This window comes from Desulfobaculum sp. SPO524 (assembly GCF_044987625.1).
In the GTDB taxonomy this organism is placed as follows: domain Bacteria; phylum Desulfobacterota; class Desulfovibrionia; order Desulfovibrionales; family Desulfovibrionaceae; genus Desulfobaculum.
The window spans coordinates 54,050-78,227 of the sequence record NZ_JBJDSB010000001.1; the positions used below are offsets into that span (position 1 = coordinate 54,050).

Annotated in this window: 21 protein-coding genes; 15 read left to right on the forward strand and 6 right to left on the reverse strand. The window is 63.6% G+C overall.

From position 1 onward, the window contains the following. Positions 1-60: 60 nt before the first annotated feature. Positions 61-312, forward strand: coding sequence for a hypothetical protein (locus ACI3L3_RS00270; protein WP_404843091.1), 252 nt, complete (start codon positions 61-63; stop codon positions 310-312). 143 nt (positions 313-455) lie between these two features. On the opposite strand, the gene ACI3L3_RS00275 is transcribed toward ACI3L3_RS00270, so the two are convergent. Together ACI3L3_RS00275 and cbiM are read right to left on the reverse strand one after the other, a co-directional pair. Then, positions 456-740 carry a hypothetical protein gene (locus tag ACI3L3_RS00275; RefSeq protein ID WP_404843092.1) on the reverse strand — a complete coding sequence of 95 codons (285 nt, stop codon included), beginning with the start codon at positions 738-740 and terminating at the stop codon, positions 456-458. A 199-nt stretch (positions 741-939) separates the two neighbouring features. Beyond that, on the reverse strand, positions 940-1,554 hold the full coding sequence (cbiM, locus tag ACI3L3_RS00280) for a cobalt transporter CbiM (protein ID WP_404843093.1): 615 nt from the start codon (positions 1,552-1,554) through the stop codon (positions 940-942). Between the two features lie 312 nt (positions 1,555-1,866). Here cbiM and ACI3L3_RS00285 point away from each other — a divergent pair, with 312 nt between their 5' ends. The 5 genes from ACI3L3_RS00285 to ACI3L3_RS00305 all read left to right on the forward strand — a co-directional run bounded on the left by ACI3L3_RS00285 (position 1,867) and on the right by ACI3L3_RS00305 (position 5,970). Then, the gene (locus ACI3L3_RS00285) at positions 1,867-2,262 is read left to right on the forward strand and encodes a cytochrome c3 family protein (RefSeq protein ID WP_404843094.1); all 396 of its coding nucleotides are present in this window, start codon (positions 1,867-1,869) and stop codon (positions 2,260-2,262) included. Positions 2,263-2,456: 194 nt separating this feature from the next. After that, positions 2,457-3,788 (forward strand): ATP-dependent 6-phosphofructokinase, encoded by a 1,332-nt coding sequence (locus ACI3L3_RS00290; RefSeq protein WP_404843095.1) that lies wholly within the window; start codon positions 2,457-2,459, stop codon positions 3,786-3,788. A gap of 136 nt (positions 3,789-3,924) precedes the next feature. After that, the gene (locus ACI3L3_RS00295; protein ID WP_404843096.1) at positions 3,925-4,344 is read left to right on the forward strand and encodes a hypothetical protein; all 420 of its coding nucleotides are present in this window, start codon (positions 3,925-3,927) and stop codon (positions 4,342-4,344) included. 121 nt (positions 4,345-4,465) lie between these two features. After that, entirely contained in the window at positions 4,466-5,458 is a 993-nt protein-coding gene (locus tag ACI3L3_RS00300; RefSeq protein WP_404843097.1) for a zinc dependent phospholipase C family protein, read from the forward strand. A gap of 11 nt (positions 5,459-5,469) precedes the next feature. Further along, the gene (locus ACI3L3_RS00305) at positions 5,470-5,970 is read left to right on the forward strand and encodes a hypothetical protein (RefSeq protein WP_404843098.1); all 501 of its coding nucleotides are present in this window, start codon (positions 5,470-5,472) and stop codon (positions 5,968-5,970) included. A gap of 379 nt (positions 5,971-6,349) precedes the next feature. On the opposite strand, the gene ACI3L3_RS00310 is transcribed toward ACI3L3_RS00305, so the two are convergent. Then, the gene (locus tag ACI3L3_RS00310) at positions 6,350-6,589 is read right to left on the reverse strand and encodes a hypothetical protein (RefSeq protein ID WP_404843099.1); all 240 of its coding nucleotides are present in this window, start codon (positions 6,587-6,589) and stop codon (positions 6,350-6,352) included. A 298-nt stretch (positions 6,590-6,887) separates the two neighbouring features. Between ACI3L3_RS00310 and ACI3L3_RS00315 the strand changes: the two genes are divergently transcribed. The 8 genes from ACI3L3_RS00315 (at position 6,888) to ACI3L3_RS00350 (ending at position 19,710) form a co-directional block, all read left to right on the forward strand. Continuing rightward, positions 6,888-8,522, forward strand: coding sequence for a glycoside hydrolase family 3 protein (locus ACI3L3_RS00315; RefSeq protein WP_404843100.1), 1,635 nt, complete (start codon positions 6,888-6,890; stop codon positions 8,520-8,522). A 146-nt stretch (positions 8,523-8,668) separates the two neighbouring features. Beyond that, complete coding sequence (locus ACI3L3_RS00320; RefSeq protein WP_404843101.1) at positions 8,669-9,139, forward strand: chemotaxis protein CheX; 471 nt, start codon at positions 8,669-8,671, stop codon at positions 9,137-9,139. Between the two features lie 121 nt (positions 9,140-9,260). Further along, a complete protein-coding gene (locus ACI3L3_RS00325; protein ID WP_404843102.1) occupies positions 9,261-11,417 on the forward strand; it encodes an AsmA family protein in 2,157 nt (718 codons plus the stop codon). A 173-nt stretch (positions 11,418-11,590) separates the two neighbouring features. Beyond that, complete coding sequence (locus ACI3L3_RS00330; RefSeq protein ID WP_404843103.1) at positions 11,591-12,469, forward strand: DMT family transporter; 879 nt, start codon at positions 11,591-11,593, stop codon at positions 12,467-12,469. A 39-nt stretch (positions 12,470-12,508) separates the two neighbouring features. After that, the gene (locus ACI3L3_RS00335) at positions 12,509-15,763 is read left to right on the forward strand and encodes a UvrD-helicase domain-containing protein (RefSeq protein ID WP_404843104.1); all 3,255 of its coding nucleotides are present in this window, start codon (positions 12,509-12,511) and stop codon (positions 15,761-15,763) included. After that, positions 15,756-16,211, forward strand: coding sequence for a DUF523 domain-containing protein (locus tag ACI3L3_RS00340; protein ID WP_404843105.1), 456 nt, complete (start codon positions 15,756-15,758; stop codon positions 16,209-16,211). Before ACI3L3_RS00335 ends, ACI3L3_RS00340 begins: the two co-directional genes overlap by 8 nt. Beyond that, entirely contained in the window at positions 16,199-19,102 is a 2,904-nt protein-coding gene (locus ACI3L3_RS00345) for a PD-(D/E)XK nuclease family protein (protein ID WP_404843106.1), read from the forward strand. The genes ACI3L3_RS00340 and ACI3L3_RS00345 overlap by 13 nt, the downstream gene beginning before the upstream one ends. A gap of 293 nt (positions 19,103-19,395) precedes the next feature. After that, positions 19,396-19,710 (forward strand): hypothetical protein, encoded by a 315-nt coding sequence (locus ACI3L3_RS00350; RefSeq protein ID WP_404843107.1) that lies wholly within the window; start codon positions 19,396-19,398, stop codon positions 19,708-19,710. 192 nt (positions 19,711-19,902) lie between these two features. Here the strand turns inward: ACI3L3_RS00350 and ACI3L3_RS00355 are convergent, their stop codons facing one another. From ACI3L3_RS00355 to ybgF, 3 genes are read right to left on the reverse strand one after another with little or no spacing between them, the layout of a single operon-like run. Beyond that, on the reverse strand, positions 19,903-20,826 hold the full coding sequence (locus ACI3L3_RS00355) for a tyrosine recombinase XerC (RefSeq protein WP_404843108.1): 924 nt from the start codon (positions 20,824-20,826) through the stop codon (positions 19,903-19,905). Between the two features lie 53 nt (positions 20,827-20,879). After that, a complete protein-coding gene (gene dprA, locus ACI3L3_RS00360; RefSeq protein ID WP_404843109.1) occupies positions 20,880-22,187 on the reverse strand; it encodes a DNA-processing protein DprA in 1,308 nt (435 codons plus the stop codon). A gap of 17 nt (positions 22,188-22,204) precedes the next feature. Continuing rightward, positions 22,205-23,011 (reverse strand): tol-pal system protein YbgF, encoded by an 807-nt coding sequence (gene ybgF / locus ACI3L3_RS00365; protein ID WP_404843110.1) that lies wholly within the window; start codon positions 23,009-23,011, stop codon positions 22,205-22,207. 202 nt (positions 23,012-23,213) lie between these two features. Here ybgF and ACI3L3_RS00370 point away from each other — a divergent pair, with 202 nt between their 5' ends. Beyond that, the gene (locus ACI3L3_RS00370) at positions 23,214-24,173 is read left to right on the forward strand and encodes a hypothetical protein (protein WP_404843111.1); all 960 of its coding nucleotides are present in this window, start codon (positions 23,214-23,216) and stop codon (positions 24,171-24,173) included. Positions 24,174-24,178: the final 5 nt, after the last annotated feature.

Genomic DNA, 24,178 nt, shown 5'->3' on the forward strand with positions numbered 1-24,178 from the left:
CAATCGCATCACGTTATACGACAAGCGAGCATCCATACACTGCATCACAGCGGAGGCCCCATGACCAAGCACCTTGCCCTGTCCCTCGCCCTTGCGGGCACCCTTTTGCTCGCCGCATGCGGCGGCCAGCACTACACCCACCCCAAAGGCGAACGGAACCTGAATGTCGATTTGGAAAACTGCCGCTGGGACGCCGCCCACGAACAGGCCGAAGACGGCAGTTGGCACCAATCCGAAAGAACAGCCGAGGAGCAGGACGCCTTTGTCCGCCGCTGCATGAAGGCCAAGGGCTACACCCTGACCGACGACTAGCCCCCCCCACAAAACACAAACGCTTCCCGCCCATACGGACGGAAAGCGTCATTTACTGAAAAAGGGCCAGCCCCACAGGCCGCCCCGTACCGCCGGCACCCAGCAGGTCCGGCGGGATGGTGCCCCGCGCGCAGCGGCCGGGGCTATTCGTCGTCGCCGTCAAGGTCCAGCAGACCACGCTCGCCAACAAACGAAACAAAGCGCACCAGCGCCGTCTCGCCATCGGCAAACACATCGGCAATGTCATCAGCGGCGGCGTCGCTATACGTGTTGCGCACAAAGTCCTTGATGCCAAGGGCTATAGCCATCTGCGCCAGCTGCTCGTACTTCGGATTCTCGGTGATGAGCGAATACAGCCCACCTTCAAGCTGTTCCAGAAGCTGATCCTTGTTCAACTCCTCCAGCGGCAGTCCCTGTTCCGTTCCCATGCCTCACTCCTTACTGTGGGTCTGACTTGTCCACGCGGTCCCGACGACCTGCCGTGAACGCACCCTAGCACGAAGTTGCCCAAGGCCCAAAGCCTGTTTTTTCAACAGGATGGAGCATAGCGTCGCCGCTGAATTTCACCGGAAGAACGTAGCACACCACCTTGCCTATGCCACCAAGCACGCGGTAAGGCCCGCCCGGTTACAACGCCCCATGCCGGTGCAGTGGCGCCAGCATCTCCGGACGCGCCCGAAGCAGAAAGGACACGGTCAGAGCGGCAATAACGCCCTCAACACCGGCCACAGGCAGATGCGCCACAAGAATCATCTGCGCCACCGGAAGCAGTGCGTCACCGGACAGGGCAAGGGCCACAGCCACCAGCACCCCAGCGCCCAGCACAGCCGTCCCGCCGCACAAAAATGCCGCAACACGGCACCCGCCCGGACGCGTCACAAAGCGCCGGAACACATAGTGCGCCAGCACCGCAGGCGCGGCCATGGTGAAGGTATTGACCCCAAGGGTGGTAATGCCGCCGTACTGAAACAGCACAGCCTGAAGCGTCAGCCCCACAAGAATGGCAGGAAAGGCCGCCCAGCCCAAAAAAAGCCCCAGCAGGCCATTGAGGACAAGGTGGGCGCTGGATGGCCCCACCGGCACATGCACCAGCGAGGCAACAAAAAAGAACGCGGAAAGTATGGCCACGCGCATCAGTCTGTCGTAATCCACAGCGCGCAGGCCAAGCGCCGTACCAAGGGTTGTCAGTGCCGCGCCGCCAAGCAGAACCGGGGCCGTCAGCACGCCTTCGGAAATATGCATACATCCTCCCTGATGGTTCCCACCGGATTACACGAACCCTTGGCGCGTGTCACGCGTCGATACGGCGACGAGCGGAATTCATCAATCAGTGGGCGGGCTTCCACTACGCCGATGCGGCCCTGGGGTAAAAGCGCTTCTGCGGCGCGGACTTTTGGGGCATAGCCTCTCTGTACCACCTCTGGTAAAAGGAATGGATTCATGCATAGTTGCACTTGCACGGAGTAACCGCTTGCTGATATTGTGTCCGGGATTTCCGTTTCTTTGTCTGTTTTATGACGCATTCACCTTTTATGGTACAGAACGGAGGTTTACATGTCGCGCACAGTTGTTCTTTTCATGGGCATTCTCGCCCTTGTGGGCCTGTGTTTCGCCCCGGCCTTTGCCGGGATGGAAGCCCCGCAGGACCCCATCACCATGATGGTGCCTGATGGCGAAAAAGCCACCAAGCCCCCGGTGGTCTTCCCCCACGCCAGCCACGGCGACCTGGAGTGTACAGCCTGTCACCACACGTGGGACGGCTCCTCCGACATCATGAAGTGTAAAAGCTCGGGCTGTCATGACCTGTACCCGGACAAGAAGGGCGAGCAGTCCTACTACCGGTCCTACCATGCCAGCACCGAGGGCAGCTGCCTCGGCTGTCACCGCATCAAGCGCAAGGCCAAGGAACCCTACGGCCCCACCAGCTGTAAGCAGTGCCACGCCGAGTAGCTCCGCGTAACGCCACGTATCCGCATCCGGGGACGCGCAAGCGCCGCGCCCCGGATGCGCTTTTTTCCACTCCCGGACGCGCCGGAGTTTTCCAAGCACGCGGAGTATGCTAGACAGAAACAAGACGCCCACGACCAACACACAAGCAGGCCAACGTCTGGCCACGCACTGGCAACCCCGGAGGAACACCCCTCATGCCGACGTCCAAGAAAGGCGGCAAGCGTCTGGATACCAAGATTCCCACTCTCGGCCCGGCAAAAATACCGTCCAACATGCCCTACTGCCGGTTCACGGACGACTCCGCCACCACGGAAATCAACATCGCGCAGGATTTGGACCACGGCACCGCGCCCAACCAAATTCTCAAGCTGGAGCTCGCCGGCCCGCGCGAGCACACCTATTTCGACCCATCCAAGACCAAATGCGCCATCGTCACCTGCGGCGGACTGTGCCCAGGGATCAACGACGTTATCCGCGCCATCGTCATGGAGGCGCACCACAACTACCGCGTGGCCGCAACCCTCGGCATCCGCTACGGCCTTGAGGGTTTCATCCCCAAGTACGGCCACCCCATCGAGGAACTCACCCCCGAGTCCGTCTCGGACATCCACATGTTTGGCGGCACCATGCTCGGTTCCTCACGCGGGCCGCAGCCGCCGGAGGAAATTGTGGACGCGCTGGAGCGCATGAATATTTCCGTCCTCTTCCTTATCGGCGGGGACGGCACCATGCACGCCGCCGAAAGCATCCTTGAGGAAGTCACGCGGCGTAAACTCAAAATTTCCATCATCGGCATCCCAAAGACCATCGATAACGACATCAACTTCGTCTATCAGTCCTTTGGGTTCGACACCGCCGTCGAGGCCGCCACCCTCGCCATCGACTGCGCCCACACCGAGGCTACAGGCGCCTACAACGGCGTCGGCATGGTCAAGCTCATGGGACGCGAGTCCGGCTTCATCGCCGCGCAGGCCACCCTTGCCCTCAAGGTGGTCAACTTCGTCCTCGTTCCCGAAGCCCCCTTCCCCTTGGAGGGCGAAGGCGGCCTGCTGGATGCCATTGAGAAGCGCCTTGAAAAGCGCGGGCATGCCGTCATCGTCGTGGCCGAGGGCGCAGGGCAGGACCTGTGCGAAACCTCCGGCGACACCGACGCCTCCGGCAACCCCATCCTTGGCGAAATCTGCACCATTCTGCGCAACCGCATCGGTGAACACTTCAAGGAAAAGGACCTGCCCCTTACCCTCAAATTCATCGATCCCAGCTATATTATCCGCTCGGTCCCGGCCAACGCCAACGACCGCGTCTACTGCGGCTTCCTCGGCCAGCACGCGGTACACGCCGCCATGGCGGGCAAAACCGGCATGGTCATCAGCAAGATGCGCGGGCACTACATTCATCTGCCCCTGCATCTTGTCACCACCAGCCGCCGTACCATCAAGACGGATTCCGACTACTGGCGCTCCGTCCTCGAGTCCACGGGCCAGTTCATGTACATGCCGTCGTGCTTTAGCGGAAAACACAAGTAGCACATCCTGCCCGCCCGCCACTCACCGGGCGGGCAGGACAGACAACTCCGCGTCACGCGACCGCCGCTCCCACAGAGCGGCCTGCAAACGCTCAACAGACCACCGCCGCATACACCGCTTCTTCCTATGGTGACATATGCTTCGATGCCTCGCCACGCTGCTTCTGGTGCTCACCCTCTGTGCCGCCATCCCCTGCGCCGCCCATGCGCAGGAGGAGCGCGTCACCATGAAATTTCACGGCCCAGACGTCTCCATCCCTGAACTCACCGTCCTCGATGGCGCCCAGCCGCGCATCGTGCTCGACGTCACCGGCGTAGACCGCTGGAATGCCCCCGCACAGCAAGACCTTGACGGCCAGCATCTCACGCGCCTCACCAGCGCCTACCGCCGCGTCGGCGGGCAGGTTCAAGTCGTCATCGGCCTTCGCCAACCGCCCTCGCACTACACAATTTCCACGTTCTACGAGGTTTTTGGCGACACCCTTGCTTTTGTGGTCATCGTCGAGCCGCGCGGCGACAGCCCCCAACAGCGCGCCGCGCCACACAAATCGCCCTAGGAGCCTCGTTCCGCTCTTCCGCGCCCGCACCCCAGCACGCGCAAAATCGCACGAAAAACCAAGCATCTCAGGTCATTACACCCCGAATTGACAAGGGCTCACCTATGGCTATTGTATAGGGATGCGCAACACTCATTTCGCCAAGGCCCTTGTGGCCCTTGTCGCCTGTATTGGCGTCATTCTTTATCCGGACCGCGACGCACTGGCGTGGGGACCCGGCGTGCACATCGCCATTGGCGAGTATTTTCTGAGCAATCTGTCCCTGCTGCCGCCCCTTGTTGCGGAACTGCTGCGGACGTACCCCAGCTCGTTCCTATACGGCGCGCTCAGCGCCGACATCTTCGTCGGCAAAGGCTCCACCGTACACCCAACGCACAGTCACAACTGGAACGTCGCCCAGACCCTGCGTGCCTCCGCGCCCAGCCCCAAGGTGCAGGCCTACGCGCTGGGTTATCTGTCGCACCTTGCTGCGGACACCATCGCCCATAATCACTACGTGCCCAACATGCTCTCCGCCATGCCCATGGCCGGAAAGCTCAGTCATGTCTATACGGAAATGCTGGCGGACAACCTTGTGCGCTGGGACAAGCGCAAGGCCCGCCGCCTGCTGCGCCGTCAAAACGCCGAAGCCGACGTCACCCTGCTTGCCGCCATGGGCTGCACCAAGCTCCCCTTCGTGCTCAAAAAGCACCTCGTGCACAACAGTCTGCGGCTGACCGAGCGCAAAAGCCTCGGTCATTCCCTCGACATCGCCCGGCGACATCTTGCCCCTACCGGCGTGCGGCCCTACTTTCACGACATGTTCGCCCTCAGCATCAACGTCGTCGGCGAAGTGCTCCGCAATCCGGACTCCGCCGCCGCCCTCGCTCACGACCCCGTGGGCACCCGCGCCCTGTGGAGCGTCAAACAAATCATGCGCAAACGCTACCGCCGCAAGATCCATCACGGCCCGCGACGCCTTGGCACCATGTATCCCGTGCCGTCCGACCTCGTGGACGTTCGACCGCCCCTGCGCAGTGCGCACGTCGACGCCGCCCTGCTTCTGAAACATCTGCGCGGGACGCGCCGCCGTTCCGGCTCGCAGTCCCTGCCGCCCACCGGCACCACCGGCTAACCCTCACCACGATGCGACTCTGGCGACGAAGCGTTTCCTACGTTCGGGCGACACCGCTCCCCCACGCCACCAAGTGCGTCTTCCTCTTCCTCTCGTGCCTCAGCGGCATCGAGGCCATAGACGCCATCGCCCATGGCCGCGTCGCCCTCGCCGTCCTCCTCTGGGTCTCCGCCTTCGCCACCCTCGGCGTCAGCATTCTCGCCGCCGCCGACGCCATGACGCGCTATCGCGAATACCAGCGTCTGCGCGATGCCTTCGAGCGCTTCGGCTTCCATCCGCGCATCGTGCACCACGTCGCGCACTCCCGCTGCCAACGCGATGCCGCCCTGCGCGCCGCCGACGAAACCGGCTTCGCCCAGCACACCCGCACCTACTTTCACAGCCTCGGCTACCGCTGGTACCACCTCCTCCCAGATGCCTTCATCCGCCGCCCATGGCTCGCCCTCTCACCCTCCTTCCTCAGCCGGACCTTTCTGCCCGGCAAGCGAGGGCGTCGAGGTACAGGAAAATAAAGAGAGCCACCGGCACTTCGACACGACCCGGCAAAGGGAAAAGCCTCCGGCGGGTTAAGGGCCGTGGGCCCTTAACAATCCCATTTATACGCCAGTAATGCGTCCCGCACACGCGGCCTCTATCTGGCCCCGACAACGGCGCCACGCCCACGCGGGCAACTGGACCCACGTAAAGGGCATACCCACCCGACCCCTTTTTTCGGGCTGGCTTCCAGCCCGAAAACCTCGGGATTCTTAAGGGCCCATGGCCCTTAAGCCGCCGGAGGCACCCTCTCGAACCCGGCGTAACGACCCGGCCCATCGCATGGCACCCAAAAAAAGGCCCGCCGCGATGCGGCGGGCCTTCACTCTTCCCCCGGGAGGTAAAGAGTTCAGGGCGCTAGGCTTTTTCAACCTTAAGCGCGTCTTCGAACAGGGCGGTCAGCTTGAAGGTTTTGCCTCCGGCCTCGAACGTATGTTCGTTGGCGGGAAACAGTTGCACGGTTGGGGACCAGGCATCGCCTAGGAAGACATCCTTGGCTTCGCCGTTGCTTTCGAAGCGCAAGGCCGTCCCGTCGTCTAAGGTCAGTATCTCCCCGTGATGAATCTCAACGGGCAGATCGGATTCCTTGTATTCCATGGTTCACCTCCGAGCACCACCGGGGGACGCCTCCACTATACCCCCACAAAAAGAAAACACAACACTTATTCAAGCAATACAAAAGCATACCAGCGCATTAGGAGATTTTCTTTTACCGCCAAACTGGCAACGCGCAGCAGAGACAGTACACGAGCAATGAGGCGCTATACACATATTGCACATTGACATTGTACAACCATATTGGACCACACAGCGTGTTTAACAGTTCCTAAAACGACGTTGCGGGAATACGCCAAAGGGGGTTGACGAACCCTGTGCTTTTCCAGATTGTTGGCGCATGCAACGATTTTTCCTGACATTCATCCTGTGTGCTGTCCTTGTCTGGGCGCCTCGTGTGGGAGGCGCCGCGGCGCAGTCCACTGTGGACGCCACGCTGTCCCGCATGAGCCTTGAGGAAAAGGTGGGGCAGTTGTTTATGGTGTGGTTTGAGGGGCGCGAAAATGCGCCGCTGCTGCGCGAAGCCATCACCCGCCGCCACGCTGGCGGCATTATTTTGTATGACATTACGGACAATGTTGGCACCCCGACGGAGGTCGCCCGGCTGACCAATGCGGCGCAGCGCATGGCGGCGAAATCTGGTGCGGGCGTCGGCCTCCTGATTGGTATTGATCAGGAAGGCGGCCCTGTGGTGCGGCTGAAGAATGGCTTCACCGTGTTGCCGTCCGCGGCGGCTATCGGGGCCAGCGGCTCGCCGGACCATGCGGCGCGCGCGGCAAGCATCATGGCGCAGGAAATGCGCGCGGTGGGGATCAATGTCACCTTTGCACCGGACGCGGATGTCAATTCCAATCCGGATAATCCCATTATTGGGGTACGCTCTTTTGGCGGCACGCCGTCGCAAGTCACGGCCATGGCCCGCGCGGCCATGGAGGCGACAATGGAGCACGGTGTCTTGCCGGTGCTGAAACATTTTCCGGGGCATGGGGATACGGGATTTGACTCCCATCTGCACTTGCCCCGCGTGGCGCACCCACGTAAGCGGCTGGACGCCGTGGAGCTGGCCCCGTTTCGGGAGCTGGCCCAGTCGGCACCGGCCATCATGACCGCACACGTTGCCGTCCCCGCCCTTGAGCCGAACCCGGATGTTCCGGCCACTCTCTCGCGCCGGGTGCTGACGGACGTCCTGCGTGGACAGCTAGGCTTTGCGGGCCTTGTTGTGACCGACTCCCTCGGCATGGGGGCCATTGCCAACACCTTTGGTGCGGGCGATGCTGCGCTTCGGGCCTTTCAGGCTGGGGCGGACTTGTTGCTCTTTGGCGCGGACAAGGGGCATTCGCCACATGAGGCGCTGGACGCCATGGACACGGTCCTGCGCGCCGCGCGCCGGGGGGATATATCGCGGCAGCGGCTGGACGCATCTGTCCGGCGCATCCTGCACGTGAAGGCGCAGCTTGGCGCGTTGCAGCCACGGCTGGTGGATGCCAAGGCCGCCGTGCGCCGTGTTGGCACGCTGGGCAACCGCCGCGCCGCGGACGCCATTGCTCTGGCCGGAACCCGCATTCTGCGGGACACGCATAATGCGCTCCCCCTGCCCCAAGACTCCGCGCCGGTGGTGGTCCTTCCCAAGGGCGTTGCCACGGCTGACGATATTCTAAAGGCGTTCCCAAGCGGCACATGCCTTATCCGCATTCCCGCGCGCCCGGCGGAACAGGACGCCGCCACGGTGGCGGCGCGGGCAGGCGAACGCCCCATCGTTGTACTCATTGGCAAGACGGGGAAGTCCCCGAAACAGGTTGCCTTTCTCCGCGCCCTTGTGCAAAAGGCGGGTGCGCAGGCGCCCGTGGTTGCGGCTGCGCTGGACATGCCCCACGCGGTGCTTGCAGAGACGGACATCCCGTGCATGGTGGCCACGTGGTCATCGGTCCCGGCCAGCATCCGGGCCTTGGCGCGAACCCTGTTTTACGCCGAATAACGACTGGCGACGCATTTGGCCGCCCACCACCGCCATACGCGCGATAAAGCCGCACCAGAAACGCTCTGGTCATTGATTCCACCACGCATGGCTGGTACATTTAATGGACTCCCAATCATTCCCACAACCGAGCAAGGAAACAGCACATGAGCATCCAGGACGATGTGAGAATAGTTAAACCGTTCCTGGCCGCAGTAAAAAGCGTCATCTCGACCATGGCTATGATCGAGGTTAAATCCGGCCAGCCCTACATCAAGCGCGACACGGTCGCCATGGGAGACGTCACCGGCGTCATCAGCATGTCCGGTGAGCGCAACGGCACCATCTCCGTCACCTTTACGGAAAAAAGCATTCTGACCATCGTCAGCAACATGCTGGGCGAACCCATCACCGAAATGGGGCAGGACATCCGCGACGCCGTGGGCGAAATCACCAACATGATCTCCGGTCAGGCGCGCAAGGGCCTTGCCGAAGTGGGCATGACGTTTGAAGGCGGCATCCCCACGGTCATCATGGGCACGAATCACACCATCACCCACATTTCCAAGGAACCTATCCTCGCCATCCCCTTCTCCACGGATCAGGGGGACTTCACCGTCGAGGTCTCCTTGGAGTGATGCCCCGCGCACGCGCGCTGGCACCTTGCGCCGGTATGTCGGCGGCGCCTTGCCCACTCCCCATTGCTCACACGCCCATGCGCATCTCCGGCACAACTTCCTCCGGCAGTGAGGCTTAATCATGAAGAAGACCTTTATCATTTTCGGCCTTATCGGGGCGGTGCTCGTTACGCTCGTCGCCCTGGCAACCGTGCTGGCCCCCATTTATTTGAATCCCAACGACTACAAGGACGAAATAGCCGACCTTGTGCACAAGCACACCGGCAGAACGCTCACCTTCAATGGTGACATCGGCCTGTCCGTGTTCCCGTGGCTTGGGGTAGAGCTTGGGCCGGTTGCGCTGTCCAACGCGCAGGGCTTTGGGGAGGCGCCGTTTGCCGAGGCCGCGCATACGTCTATTCAGGTGAAGCTGCTGCCGCTGTTGAGTAAGGACGTCCACGTCAAGCATGTAAACGTTGACGGCCTGTCCCTGCACCTTGCGCGCGATGCCAAGGGGGCAACCAATTGGGCGGACCTTCAGGCCAAGAAGACGGCTCCCGCTGCCGAACCAGCCAGCCCAGCCCCGCAGACGGATGCGGGCGGTCCGGCGCTTCCTGTGTCCTCCCTTGCCGTTGGCAGCGTGTCCCTGAATAACGCCCGCATCGCGTGGGACGATGCCACAACCGGCGACAGCTACCGCCTGAGCAGCCTGCAATTCAGCACCGGTCCCCTTGCGCCGGGGCGTCCCTTTGACTTTACCTTTGCCACCACGGCGGCGGCAAACAAGCCCGCCCTCAGCGGCGATGTCCGCCTTGCGGCGCAGGCCGAAGTCTCGCCGGACTTCACCCGGCATACGCTCAAGAACGCTTCGCTGAATCTGGCCGTGGCAGGAGAGGACATCCCCGGCGAGGAAATCGAAGCCGCCGTCTCCGCCGACATTATGATTGACCTGAACAAGGGCAATATTTCCATTGAACAGTTGGCGCTTAAGGCCGCCGGGCTGGACGTGACGGGCAATGTGGACATCAAGCACTTTGACGCCACGCCGCAGGTGGACACGGACCTGTCCTTCAAGCAATTCAACCCGCGTCAGGTTCTGCGCACGCTGGACCTGCCGGAGCCCGAAACCGCAGACCCCACCACGCTGCAAAGCGCTAAGCTGGACATCACCGCCTCGGTTACGCCTACGTCGGTGAACGTGCCAAAGCTGGACCTTGTGCTGGACGACACGTCCCTGTCCGGCTCCGCCCGCGTCAGGGATTTTGACACGCCGGACGTGGCGTTCAACCTTGTGGCGGACGCGCTGGATGTGAACCGCTACCTGCCTCCTGCGCAGGAGGAGGACGGCGACGGGAAAGCATCCACAGGCGGTAAAAACGCAACCTCCGCCGAGGGCGACGGTGCAGGCATCGACAAAGCGTTCCTGCGCTCCCTCAAGGTGGACGGCTCCCTCAAGGTCGGCACGCTCAAGGTGCACAAGCTGCGCTTCAACGATGTGCAGGTGAAGGTGCAGGCCCTTGACGGCCTCATCCGCATCAACCCGTTCTCCGCCGGGGCCTTTGGTGGCCGCCTGCAAACGGCCTTCACAACGGATATGCGAACGGACACCACCACGTCCTCCCTGAAGGCCAACGTGGACGGGCTGAACCTTGGCTCCGTACTTACGGAGTTTGCGGGCAAGGACTACGTGACGGGAACCACCACCGCCAGCCTTGATGTTTCCGGCACGGGGGAAGACTGGTCCACCCTCAGCCGCACCCTCGACGGCGTGGCGGCAGTCACCCTGCGCGACGGCGTGTTCAAGGGCTTCCAGATTATTCCGGAGCCGGTGCGGGCCGCAGCGGCGCAGCACGACCCGCAAAACCGCACCAAAAAGAACATCGAAAAGCAGCAGCCCTTCCAGAGCCTCAGCGCCAGCCTCAAGGTCCGCGACGGGCTGGTCTCCACCAACGACACCGTGCTCACCGCCCCGCACCTCAAGGGCGTGGGCAACGGTACGCTGGACCTGTCGCGCAACTGGGTGGACTACAACACCGCCATCAGCATCTCCGCCCTGCCCAGCGTGCCCTTTAGCATCAGCGGCCCGGTCACGGACCCGTCCTTCTCCCTCAACAAGACGGCGTTCCTCAAAAACCTTGTCACCAGCCCGCTGGATGTGGGCAAAAAGGCCCTCGACATCGGCGGCGATGTGGGCAAGGGCACCATCGACATCGGCAAGGACGTTCTTCAGGGTATCGGCAAAGGCATAGGCAAGGGCCTCGACTCCATCTTTGGCGGCAAAAAGCGCATCGAAGAATAGTCCCCACCGCCCCGGCTTTTCCATCCACCCACGCCGTCTGGCGCACTCCTTTTTTCCCTTTCGCGCCGGACGTCTTCCCGGTTGCTTTTCTCCGGCTTCAAAGGCATGGTTCCCCGTTTGCCAACGCAGACGGATGACCGCACCTTGTGAACCTCTACGCCCGGAAAAGACCAATGACCGCGAAAGGCTACCTCTACGTCATCATCGCCGCCACGCTGTGGGGCATCACCGGCCCGCTGGCCAAATATGCCTTCTCCTATGGCGTGCAGCCGCTGGAAATCGCCTTCTGGCGCTGCGCCATCCCGTTTGTTCCCTTCGCCTTCCAAGCCCTGCGCGGCAGAAGCCTGCGCATTGACCGTGGCGACAGGTTGGCTGTGCTGTCCTTTGGGCTAATCTGCGTTGCGGCGTTCTATGGCGTGTATCAGCTGGCTATTGAGGCTGGCGGCGCGGCCATGGCCTGCGTGCTGATGTACACCGCCCCGGCGTGGGTCGCCATTATGGCGTGGCTGGTGCTGGGCGAAACAATGACGCCTGCCAAGGTCGCCGCCGTGGCCGCCACCCTTGTGGGCGTGGCCGGTGTGAGCGGCGTCTTCTCCAGCGCGGACGCGGGCACGCTGTCCGTCACCGCCATTGTCTTTGGCATCGCCTCGGGCATGACCTACGCCATGTACTTTATTTTCGGAAAGCGCCTCATGCCGCGCTATACCACGCCGCAACTGTTCTTCTACGGCCTGCCCGTCGGCGCGTTGGTGCTGTTCCCCATGGTGGAGTTTCACGACAAGACCCCCGGCGCATGGGCGGCCATTTTTGCGGTGTGCATCCTGTCCACCTACCTCGCCTACTCCTTTTACTACGCCGGGCTGAAGCATCTGGAGGCCACGCGGGCGTCCATTGCCGCCACCATTGAGCCTGTTGTCGCCTCATCCATCGCCTTCGTATGGTGGGATGAAAGTTTCAGCATTATGGGATATATGGGAAGCGCGCTCATCCTCGGCGCCGTCATCCTCATCATCCTCGACGGCAAACGCGCCGAAGCGCCCCTCCCGGACTAACGCCCGGACGCACCCACAACCCGCATCCGCAAAGACGCTATGCTCGTACAAGTGAAGGCTTCCGCCGGTTCCGGCAAGACGTTTGAACTCACCTCGCGCTTTCTGCGCCTGCTCCAGCAGGCCAGCGACGGCGTGCCCGCCGCGTGCGGCGCTGTCCCCGGCGAAGGGTACGGCTGGTCCGAAATTATGGCCGTCACCTTCACCAACAAAGCCGCCGCGGAAATGAAAGAGCGCGTGGTCTCCTCCCTCAAGGACCGCGCCCTCGGCGAAACGGGCGGCCCCGCTGGGGAATGGAGCAAGGGCGAAGCCGCACTGTGGCTCACCCGCATCCTGCGCCATTACCACCAGCTCAACATCCGCACCATCGACAGCCTGCTGAATATGTTCATGCGCATCTTTGCGCTGGAAATCGGCGTCGCGCCGGACTTTGACGTGATTTTTGACGTGGACGAGGTCTTTGCGGAACTGTTCGACGGCCTCACCGCCCGCGCCGAGGACGGCGGCGAGGATGAACAGCAAATGATCCGCGACGCCCTGAGCGCCATGCTCCATATGGAGAATAAGCCCGGCTTCAACCTGTGCCAGAGCTTCCGCGAGCGCCTCACCGCCGTGCTGCGCTACCGCCTGAGCGACCCCGCGCCCTTCCAGACGGACCCGCGCATCCTGCACGATGTGGTGGTGGACCACCGCCAACGCTTTACGGATGCCGCCCGCTCCATGCAGGAGGTCATTGCGGAGCACAACGTGGACGTGCTGGCCAACTTTGCCAAATTTCTGGACAAATGCGTCGCCCACACGGAACGAGACGATGTCCCCAAGTCCACCTATATCCACAAGGACTGCCTTGCGGACTGCGTCAAAAAAGCCGCCAAAAACAGCGTGCCGGACGCCGCGGAGGACGCCTTTGCCGCGCTGCAAACCGCGTGGACCATTTATAAGGACCTCCGCCCGGTCTTTGAGAGCGCGCGCAACCTTGCGCCCTTTATCCCCTTGGCGGACCGCCTGCTGGATGGGCTGAAAAAGCTGGAGGAAGACTCCGGCGTGCTCCTTAATGGGCAATGCCCCGCCATTGCCCACCGCCTGCTGGACGACGCAACGGGCGTGCCCGATGCCTACTGCCGCATGGGCACCCGCCTCATGTACATGCTTATTGACGAATTTCAGGACACGGGCCGCGACCAGTGGCTGGCGCTGCGCCCGCTGACCACGGAATGCGTCGCCAAGGGCGGCGGCATGTTCTTTGTGGGCGACGTCAAGCAAGCCATCTACGGCTGGCGCGGCGGCGACGCCCGCCTGTTTGACGAAATTCCAGAGGACGAAGAGCTTTCGGCCATGGTGGAGGCCACCCGAGCCACCCTGCCCCGCAACTGGCGCAGCAGCGAAGTCATTGTCGATTTCAACAATCAGGTCTTTGAGCGGCTGGCGGACCCCGCCACGGCGCGCGTTGTGGCAAACGCCATGCAGGACGGCGCGCCCAAGCACGCGCGCGAAGCCTTTGCGGAAAACCTCATCACGGCCTTTACCGGCACCGCGCAGGAAGTGGCCCCGCCCAAGGCCGGGTCCGGCGGCTACGTGCGCCTTGAGCGCGTCTTCCGCGACGACAAAGCCGAACTCTTCGAGGCCGTGCGCGACCGCCTGCACGACATGTTTCTTGGCGACCTACTGCGCCGCCGTCCGTGCTCCGACGTGGCGGTGCTGGTACGCTCCAACGCCGAGGCGTCGGAAGTGTCACGCTGGCTCATTGAATGGGGCGTTCCGGTCATTACCGAAAACAGCCTCAGCCTTGCCGAGCACCCCATCATCCGCCAGCTTGCCGCGCTGATGACCTTCCTTGACTATCCCTTTGACGACCTCGCCCTGTGGGAGTTTGTCTCCGGGCATGAAATCTTCCTGCGCCACACGGGGCTGGACATCGACACCCTGACGGACTGGCTGGCCACCTGCGAACGCGGCCCGCTGTTCCCGCGCTTCCGCGAGGCCTTCCCCGAGGCATGGGACAGGCACATTGCGCCCTTCCAGCAGCAGGCCGGGCTGATGAGCCCCTACGACATGGTCCGTGAAGTGGCCGCGCACTTTCACATCATCGAGCGCCACCCGCAGGACGAGCTGTTTGTGCGCCGGTTTATGGAAGTGGTCCACGCCGCCGAGGAATCCGGCAGGCAATCCCTGTCTGCCTTCCTTGAGTATTGGACGCAGTCCGGCGGCGAGGAAAAAGTGCCCCTGCCGGAGAGCATTGACGCCGTGCGCGTGATGACCATCCACCAGTCCAAGGGGCTGGAATTTCCCGTTTGCGTGGTGCCTTTCCACCACTGGAACGCGGACCCGCGCAACGAGCTTGTGGCCGTTGAGCAAGGCGCCACCCGCCTGCTGGTCCACCTGCGCAAGGAGCTGGACGACCTGTACTGGAACCACACCGCCAAGGTCATGCAGGAGCAACTGAACCTGCTGTACGTGGCGTGGACGCGCCCGGTGGAAGAACTCTACTGCCTGCTTACGTCCACCAAACGCTTTCAGGGCTACCCCTTCGTCAAGGGCGTGGACGCCCTTGTGGGCGCGGACCTGTGGCAAACGGCGGATGACGCGGAATTCCGCGAGCACGGCGTGCGTCCACGCATCCCGGACGCGCCCCTGCCGGACACCCTTGCCGGTTCCCAGCCCGAAGGCGGCGACATCGCGCCCCTGTCCGCCGAGGACCGCCACACCGCCGAGACTCCGGCGCGCCCCATGGCGTGGCTGCCGCGCCTCAAGATTCACCGCCACTTCGAGGACGACCTCTCGCACGAGGAACTTCTCGCCGGGCGCACATGGGACGAACGCGCACGCGGCACCCTCATGCATACCGCCCTCGACCGTCTGCGCGTTGAGGACGACATGGACGCCGCCACCCGCCGCGCCGCAGAAAGCGCCGTGGCAACGCATGCGGACATCCTGCCCGTTGGCGCAGAGGCCCGCTCCGCCATCACGGCAGAGGCCGAAGACATCCTGCGCTGGGTGGTCACCGTGCCCGGCTTCCTCGGCTGGCGCGAGCATGGCGCGCCCGAATGCCCCATCCTCGACGCCGAGGGCAACGAACACCGCCCGGACCTGCTGGTTACAGGCCCAGAGGGCACCCACGTTGTGGAGTACAAAACCGGCGCGCCAGACCCGGCGCACGAGGAACAGGTCCGCCGCTATCTGCGCCTTGTGGCGGCCATGGACGCCCTGCCCGCGCCCCACCACGGCACCATCATTTATCTGGACCGCAAAATCACAGTCGACGTCAGCCCGCGTCGTCAGGAGCCGACCAATGCCTGATACTGAAATCTTCATCGTCAGCGCCTGCCTTGCCGGGTGCGCCACCCGCTACGACGGCAAGGACAATGCCTGCGACGCCGTGGTGGAACTGGTGCGTCAGGGCCGCGCCATCCCCGTGTGCCCGGAACAACTGGGCGGCCTGCCCACGCCCCGCCCCTGCTCGGAGCGCCGCGAAGGGCGCGTGGTCACCGACGGCGGCGAGGATGTCACGGACGCCTTCACCCGCGGGGCGCATGAGGCCCTGCGCCTTGCCCGCCTTGCCGGATGCCGCACCGCCGTCCTTAAAATGCGCTCCCCCTCCTGCGGGGCGGGCCGCATTTACGACGGCACCTTCTCCGGCACGCTCATCCCCGGTGACGGCATTTTTGCGGCTCTGTGCAAGGCCGAGGGCATCACCGTCCTGAGCGAAGAGACCTTCACCGCCGAGGGCGCCGCATGTCCCGAATAATCCTTGTTGACTGGCGGCAGGACTTCATCCCCGCCCTGCGCGATATTCTTGTGGAGCGCACCGGCGGCGACATGCGCGGCGCCGTGGTGGTCTTTCCGCATCAGCGCCCGCGCCGCCACCTTGTGGAACTGCTCTGCGCCGACGAGAGCCTGCCCAAGCCGCTCTTTCTGCCCGAAGCCCTGTCCGTGAACGACTGGATAACGGACCTGCGCCACCAGTTGGACCCCAGCCCCCTGCGCACGGTGAATCTCCTTGACCGGGCGGGCCTGCTCTATGACGTGGTGGCCGAACTACGCCAAACCGAAGGCGGTCTGCTTGACGAACTGCCCGTGGAGCGCGAGCGCTTCTTCCCATGGGGCGCGCGCCTTGCCGAACTGCTGGAGGAGCTGTTCCGCCACTCCCGCACGCCGCGCAACCTGCTCCACCTCTCCACGGAAGTGCAGCCCATGGCCGCCGCCCTGCTGGAACATCTGGCCCGCATTCACGAGGCCTATGACGCCCGCCTGACCGAGCGCGGCTGGACCACGCCGGGGCGCGACGCCCGCTATGTGGCCGAGCGCGGCGAGGAGGCGGCGCGGCTCATGGACGGCAAAACCATCATCCTTGCGGGCTTCTACGCCACCACGGGCACCGAGGACGCGCTCTTCCGCGCCATGTGGGAGCACGCCGGGGCGGATGTGGTACTGCACACGGACCCGCAGCTAGCAACCTTTCCCGATCAAGCCCACTGGACGTGCAGCGAGCATCAGCGCTGGCTGGAGCGCTGGGGCGCCATCCCCGAATGCCGGGAATCCGCCGCGCCCATCGCGGAGCCGGAACTGTCCTTTGTGGAGGGCTTTGACCTGCACTCGCAGCTCAGCGCCCTTGAGGACACCCTCACCGGCGCAGAGCCGCGCGACACCGCCGTGGTCATTCCGGACACCGCCTCGCTGATGCCCGTGCTGCACCACCTGCCCGTCAAGGACGTGAACGTCTCCATGGGCTATCCGCTGTCGCACTCCAGCGTGCACCGCCTTGTGGAAATCATCCTGCGCCTGCAGGAGACCTCGCAAGGGCCGGGCCGCTACTACTGGCGCGAGGTTGTCGCGCTGCTGCGGCATCCCTACCTCAAAATGCTGGAACCGGGGGACACCGCGCCCATGCGCGGCATTCTGCGGCATTTTGAAAAATCCATCCGCTCGGGCGGCACCTTTTTAGATCCGCTGGACTGGACGCCGGAGCCGGACGCATGGCCCGAGGACGCGGACCAGCACTTCAAGGACGTGCAGCTTGCCTGCCTGCGCGACGTGCTCACCGCCTGCCTGACGCGTTTTGAACACGTGCGCGACCTTGCAGGCCTTGGCGACGCCCTGCTCGGCGTGGCCGCCGTGCTGGTGCCCGAGGATGGCGCAGGCCCATGGCACCGCTTCCCCATTGACGCGGAGTGCCTGTTCCGCCTTGTCAAAAGCACCATTCCGGACCTAACGGACTGCGCCATTAGTCATGACCCAACCTCGCGCAGTGTGTTGTTCTCCATCCTGCGCCAGCTCATCCGGCGCGAGCGCGTGCCCTTTGAAGCGGAACCGCTCACGGGCCTGCAGGTGCTGGGTATGCTGGAATCGCGCCTGCTGAAATTCTCCACCGTGCACATTGTGGATGCCACGGACGACAAGCTCCCCGGCGCGCCCGCCTACGACCCGCTGCTACCGGACCCGCTGCGGCGTGAACTGAACCTCCCGGACGGCCGTCACCGGAGCCTTGTCTCCGCGCACAACTTCCACCGCCTTATCGCCGGGGCAAAGAGCGTGCGCATCTACTACCAGAGCGGCTCCGACGGCGCAGGTCCCCTTGGCGGCAAAAGCGTGCGCAGCCGGTTCGTGGAGGAACTGCTGTGGCAGGAGGAAAAAAAGCGCGGCCACCGCATCGAAAGCGGCGCGCCGCCGCTGGAGACCGTCTCCTTCCCCGTGCGCGGCATCCCCACAGCGGAGCATGCCATTGAAAAGACCGCCACCATTCAGGACGCGCTGGAGCGCATGCTGGCGACCAAGTCCATCTCCGCCTCACGGCTGGACGCCTACCTGCGGTGCCCGGTGCGCTTCTTTTATCAGGTGCTCACGCCCCTGCGCCCTGTGGACGAGGTCAGCGAGGACGGCGACCCGGCGGAGCTTGGCACCCTTGTGCACGGCGTCCTCCAAAGCTTTTTGACGCCCTATGTGGGAACGCCAACGGACATCGGCGCGCTGTCTGCCAAAGAACTCATGGCCCTGTTCTCAGAGCAGCTCCATGCGTCGGCCTTTTTCTCGCAGATGCCGTGGGACATGCGCACCGCCCTGGAAAGCACCGGGCGCGAACGCCTGCGGCGCTTCCTTGCCGGGCAGGGCATGACCACCATCCTCAAGCTGGAGGACCGCTTTGAAACGCCGTTTGAGGTGGACGACACCTCCGTTCTCATCAACGGCGTCTTTGACCGCGTGGACGAGCGCGACGGCGACGTGCTCATCCTTGACTACAAGACCGGCGGCATGGGCGTGCCTGCCCACGGACTGTGGACGGATGACGACCTGTGGGACCGCGTGACCGCATGGGAGCCGGGAGACGACTCCCCCCTGCCACACCTTGCAGACCGCCTGCCCAGCATCCAGTTGCCGCTGTACTGCGCCATTTACGCCAAAACCACCGGCACCCTCCCCGCCAACGCCGCGTGGGTGGAACTGCGCTCCCAAGGCGCGGAGAACCCGCTCTTCAACGCCAAGAAGGCCGACGACGCCCTGCGCGAAGCCGTCATCACGGACCTGACGCCAGCGGCGGTGCGCTTTCTGCTGCGCCACCTCAGCGCGTGCGAACGCTTCGAGGCGCGGCCCGGACGGCACTGCGAGTGGTGCCCCTACGGCTTTGCCTGCCCCAAGGCATAACGGACCACACGCGCGCCCCGGCCCCACGGCTTGGGGCGCGTTTTTTATCAGCAAAAATATTCCCTTCACCCACGGCCCTTCCCGCAGATTTACCCAATTCCATCCCATCAACCCGTTGCCTCGACGCGACTTTTGGTCTATCTTCACACGTAGGGATACAAATCAAGCAAACCATGCGTGATGTGTAGCACCAAGCCGTATTTCGTATATCTCATCACACGCGTGAAAGACGGCCGCCCTCCACTGCCCCCACATCGGGGCCGTATGGGGACCGCAAGGGAGAACCAAAGCGTATGACGCTTTACAAGACCTACAGCGGTGAACACTTTCCAAAGGTCTACCTCGTCGTCCGCAAGGGGGACATGCCCGAAAAAATCGTCCCCTTTAACATCCTGTACCTCTTCGGGCCGCTGACGCTCTCCAAAGGCTCCATCAACGCCTCGCACCTGCCCTTTGCCAAAGGCGGCCAGCACCGCATAGAGCAAACCATTGAAGAGGACGGCTACTGCTTCTACAAGTGGCCGGGGAAAATCCTTGGCAGCACCCTTGGCGACGTACTGGAGCCGCTGGACGCTCCGCCGCCCCCACGCTCCTGCAACGCGTCCTAATTTCCCTCGCTCTCCCCCCAATGCAGACAAGGCCGCCCGGCACCATCCAGTGGATGGTGCCGGGCGGCCTTGTCTGTGGCGTACAGCGCTCCAGAGCACAAAGGGCGCGGACAACAGCCCGCGCCGTGGCACGGCGGCCACCACAGCCGCCATGCGGGCGCAGGGCGCGCACACAACGCGTCCAAATTCGTATTACTTTTTGCGCGCCAGAGGGTGCGCCTTGTCGTACGACTGCATGATCTTGGACATGGTCAAATGGGTATAGCGCTGGGTGGTGGTCAGGCGCGAGTGGCCCAGCAGTTCCTGCACGCTGCGCAGGTCGGCCCCGGCCTCCAAAAGGTGCGAGGCAAAGCTGTGCCGCAGCATATGCGGATGTACGTCCTCCGGCAGGCCCGCCAGCTTCGCCAGCCGCTCAAGGATGCGGTTGGCCTGCCGCCGCTGGAGCGCGCCGCCACGGTCGCCAAGAAACAGCGCCGTCTGCGTCAGGCTCTGCGTAAACTCATCCCGCACGGCCATATACTCATCCAGCCGCCGCGCCCCGGCCTCGGACAAGGGACACAGACGCTCCTTGGAGCCTTTGCCCAAAACGCGAACCACGCCGGAACCGGTGTCCACATCATCCACGGACAGCCCCAGCGCCTCGCTGATGCGCAGGCCCGAACCATACAACAATTCCGCGAGCGCCATATCGCGCAGGGAGCGCGGGTCGGCCCCGGTCTTGGCTTCCATCAGCGCAAGGGCTTGATCCACATTCAGCGCCTTGGGGTGATGCACCTCCTGCTTGGGGTTCTTCACGCCCGCAACAGGGTTGGACATCGCCATGCCATTCTTGGCCATATACTTAAAGAATGCCCGCAGGCTGGACAGCTTGCGCCCCACGGTCGTCTTCGCCAGCTTGCGGCGGTGCAGGTCCGCCATGAATGAGCGTACGTGCGTGCGGTCCACGCTGTCCGGGTCGGCAAGGCTGAGGCCCCGGCCGTCCAGAAAGCCCTCAAACTGCTCCAGGTCGCGGCCATAGGCGCTGACCGTGGCGGAGCTGTAGCCCTTTTCCACGGCAAGCCAGCCCAAAAAGGCCATGGCCGTATCCGGCAGAGAAAAATCGTCAAACGTATCCATGCTGTATGGTCCTTGTCTCCTTGCGCGGCGGCGCGCCGCTCACGCGGGGCGCATCACTCAAGGCTATATTCCATGCCCGGCCACTGGTGCACCAGCCCCTGCACCTCAAGGAGCAGAAGCACGCTGCTGGTCTGCGCCGCAGGCCAGCCCAAATCGCGCGAGAGGGTATCAATATGCACGCGGTCCTTGCCGCGCAGGGCGTCCACCACCAGCCGGGAATCGTCATCCAACCCGGAAAAGCAGTCTTCATCCTGCCCGTCCGTCACTGGGGCCGCGCCGCCCGCGGCAGCCGCAACACGGGTCCCAGCGCGGGGGACAACGGCGTCCGTGGCCGAACCAACAACCGGGACTGCGCCAGACGCACCGGACGCGCCAAAGGCATCAGCAAGCCGCCCCTGCTCCGGCTTTGGGCGCTCACGCGGGGTGACGGCCTTTTGGGGTCGCACGGCCGCTGCGCCGCCCTCCATCACCGCGCGAATCTGCGGAGCAAGGTCGCGCAGGATGTCCGAGGCGTGGCCCGCAGGGGTTGCGCCCTCGTCCAAAAGCCCCCGGCAGCCGTCAAAGGACGGCATATCGTCCGGTCCGGGCACGGCGTAGACCTCGCGCCCCTGTTCAAGGGCCATCCGCGCCGTAATGCGCGAGCCGCTGCGCCGCGCGGCCTCCACAACCACCACGCCAAGGGACAATCCGCTGACGATGCGGTTGCGGTAGGGAAAATTCTGCGCCACCGGGCCGGTGCCCGGTGCAAACTCGGAGACGAGAAGCCCGCGCTGCTCCAACAGGGCGCGCACATCGGCATTCTCCGGCGGGTAGGTGCGGTCCAGCCCGGTGCCGAGCACGGCAATGGACGAACCGGGACCATCCAGCCCGGCCAAATGCGCCTGCCTGTCTATGCCCCACGCCAGCCCGGAGACCACAGTCACGCCGGCGCCGGACAACTCCGCGCTGATGCGCCGCGCGTGCGAGATCCCCGTGCCGCTGCAACTGCGCGAGCCAACCACGGCAACACAAGCCCCGCGAAGCAAGTCCACGGCGCCGCAATAGTACAGCATAAGAGGTGGGTCGGGGAGCCTGCGGAGCAGGTCCGGAAAACGGGGGTCGTCGTAAAGCAGGACGGGTTGGCGGCATTTGCGGGCGGCCTCGTGCTCTTCGTCCACGGCGGCTTCCCACGCGCCGCGGACGTAGCTCTCCACCTGTCTGGCGGAGGCAAGGCCAAGCCCGCACCACTGGCGGACATCATCGGCGGCGTCACGGGCGCAGCCGTAGTGGTCAAAAAGGCGCTTCCATGTGCGCGGGCCAATGTGCAAGCAGTGGCGGAGAGACAGACAGGCCCGGTACTCGGCAAGACGCTCGGCGTTCATGGCGGCAACGGCTCCGGCTAGCGCAAGGCCCGGAGCTTCTTGCGGCCAAGGGCGGCGGGGTCCGTGGAGCCGTAATCGTCAAGCAGCACGTTCAGATAAAAACGGGCGTTGCCCTTGTCGCCAAGGGCGGCGTAGGCATACCCCAGCTTCAGGAGCGCTGCGGCGGCCTTTTCGTGCTTGGGATATAAGCGGTGCACATCCTTGAAGGCGACGACGGATTCAGGGTAGCGCTTTTCGTGGTAGTAGCTTTCGCCCAGCCAGTACCGGGCGTTGGGCTGGAGCGTACTTTTGGGATAGGTGGCGATAAAGCGCTGGAGTTCGGCGCGGCCTTCTTTGGTCTTGCCCGCCAGAACATGCTTGAGGCCCGCATCGTACAGCGCCTTGGCGCTCATGGCGGAGGCAGACGCTTTGGCGGGTGCGGCTTTGGCAACCTTTTTCGGTGCTTCCACCTTGACCGTACGCGCTCGCTTCTTACCCTTCACTTCCGGATAGGCGTCCCACTTCTTGTCGCTCTGCGGCGTTTCGGCGGCATCCGTGGTGACCGGGCCGGGTTCCGGCAGGTCCTGAGAGGTCAGCAGAGGCTGGTCCTTCTGCTGGGCAGGCGCGTCGTCACCGGGCTGGCTTTCCAGTTGGTTCAAACGCTTTTCAACGATGTCCAGCCGCTCCGCGTGGCTCAGCTGGGTGTTTTTGAACCCGAGGGCTTTTTCCTCAAGGTTTTGAAGCCGCCATTCTTCGCTCTTGCTCCATTGCTTGCCGGTCTGACAACCGCCAAGCAGAACAACGAGCGCCGCGGTAAGAAGTGTTGCCCGAACGCTAAGGGCCATTTCCGCCTCCTGTTGATGTGGTTCTCCGCATTGGTTGCGCATATTAAATAGGCGACAACGAAGGAAAACTCAAGGTGTCCCGGCGGAAAAGAAATGCCCACAGAACTTCGGCAACCTTGCCCTGAGGCGGTTTTTAGGGCAAGTAAAACCCGCCTGTACACAATATGAATCGTCCGTATCCCTATCGAAGGAGCCTCTTGCAATGACGTTTCCGGATTTCAATCCCCGGCTGCTGGGGGGGCATGCACTGCTGGCCATCCATTTTGCAGTGGTACTGACCGGTCTCGGCGCTTTTCCCCTTGCCGTCGTCAGTGAATACATCGCTGGCGCCAAAAAGAAAGTGTTTCTGAAAAAGTTTGCCCAGCAGGTCAGCCTGATGGGTGTGCTGTTCGTTTTCGCCGCGCTGCTTTCCGTGTTCGGCTCCATGGCCTACCTGCACTACACCGGTGCGCAGGACATCCGGCCGTGGCTCACCACACTGCGCCCCATCACCTCTGCCAACTTTGGCGCCCTTGGCGTCACGGCTCTCTTCGCCACCATTTACGCCTTTACGTGGAAAGGTTCGCGCAAGGCTCCGGGCCTGCACAAGCTGTGGGGCGTGCTCGCCAGCCTTGGCACACTGGCCACGCTGGCCTGCCCGCTCAGTACCGAGCTGATGTCCATGGCCAACCGCCCCCTGCCCGGCACCGTGCAGGAACTGAGCACCTTCCTGCTTTCCGGCATGGGCAGCCTGTTCTTTGCGCCGCTCTTTTTGCTGACGCTGACCCTTGCCGTGGCCTTTGCCGCCGCCTTCGGCCTGGTGTGGATGATTCTGCGCCGTGGCCGCGATGACTGGGGCCGCGACTACTACAGCTACGCCAGCCGCTACTGCGCGGGCTGGGCCGCTGCGGCCAGCGTTGCCGCTGCCGCCTGCACCGGGTGGCTGTTCTACACCATCCAGCCCACCGTCGCCGCCGCATCCCTCGGCGAAATGACGCGCTATTTCACCATGGGTGGCGCTGGCCTTGCCGTACTCGCCAGCCTGCTGTGGGCTGTGGTTCTTAAGGCCGCAACCCCCATGCGCCATAAGCCGACCATGGTTATCGCCGCCCTGTGTCTGCTTGTTGCCGCCATGGGCATGTTTGAAACATGGGCCATGACCCTGCTGGCCGCCACGCCGTAATACGC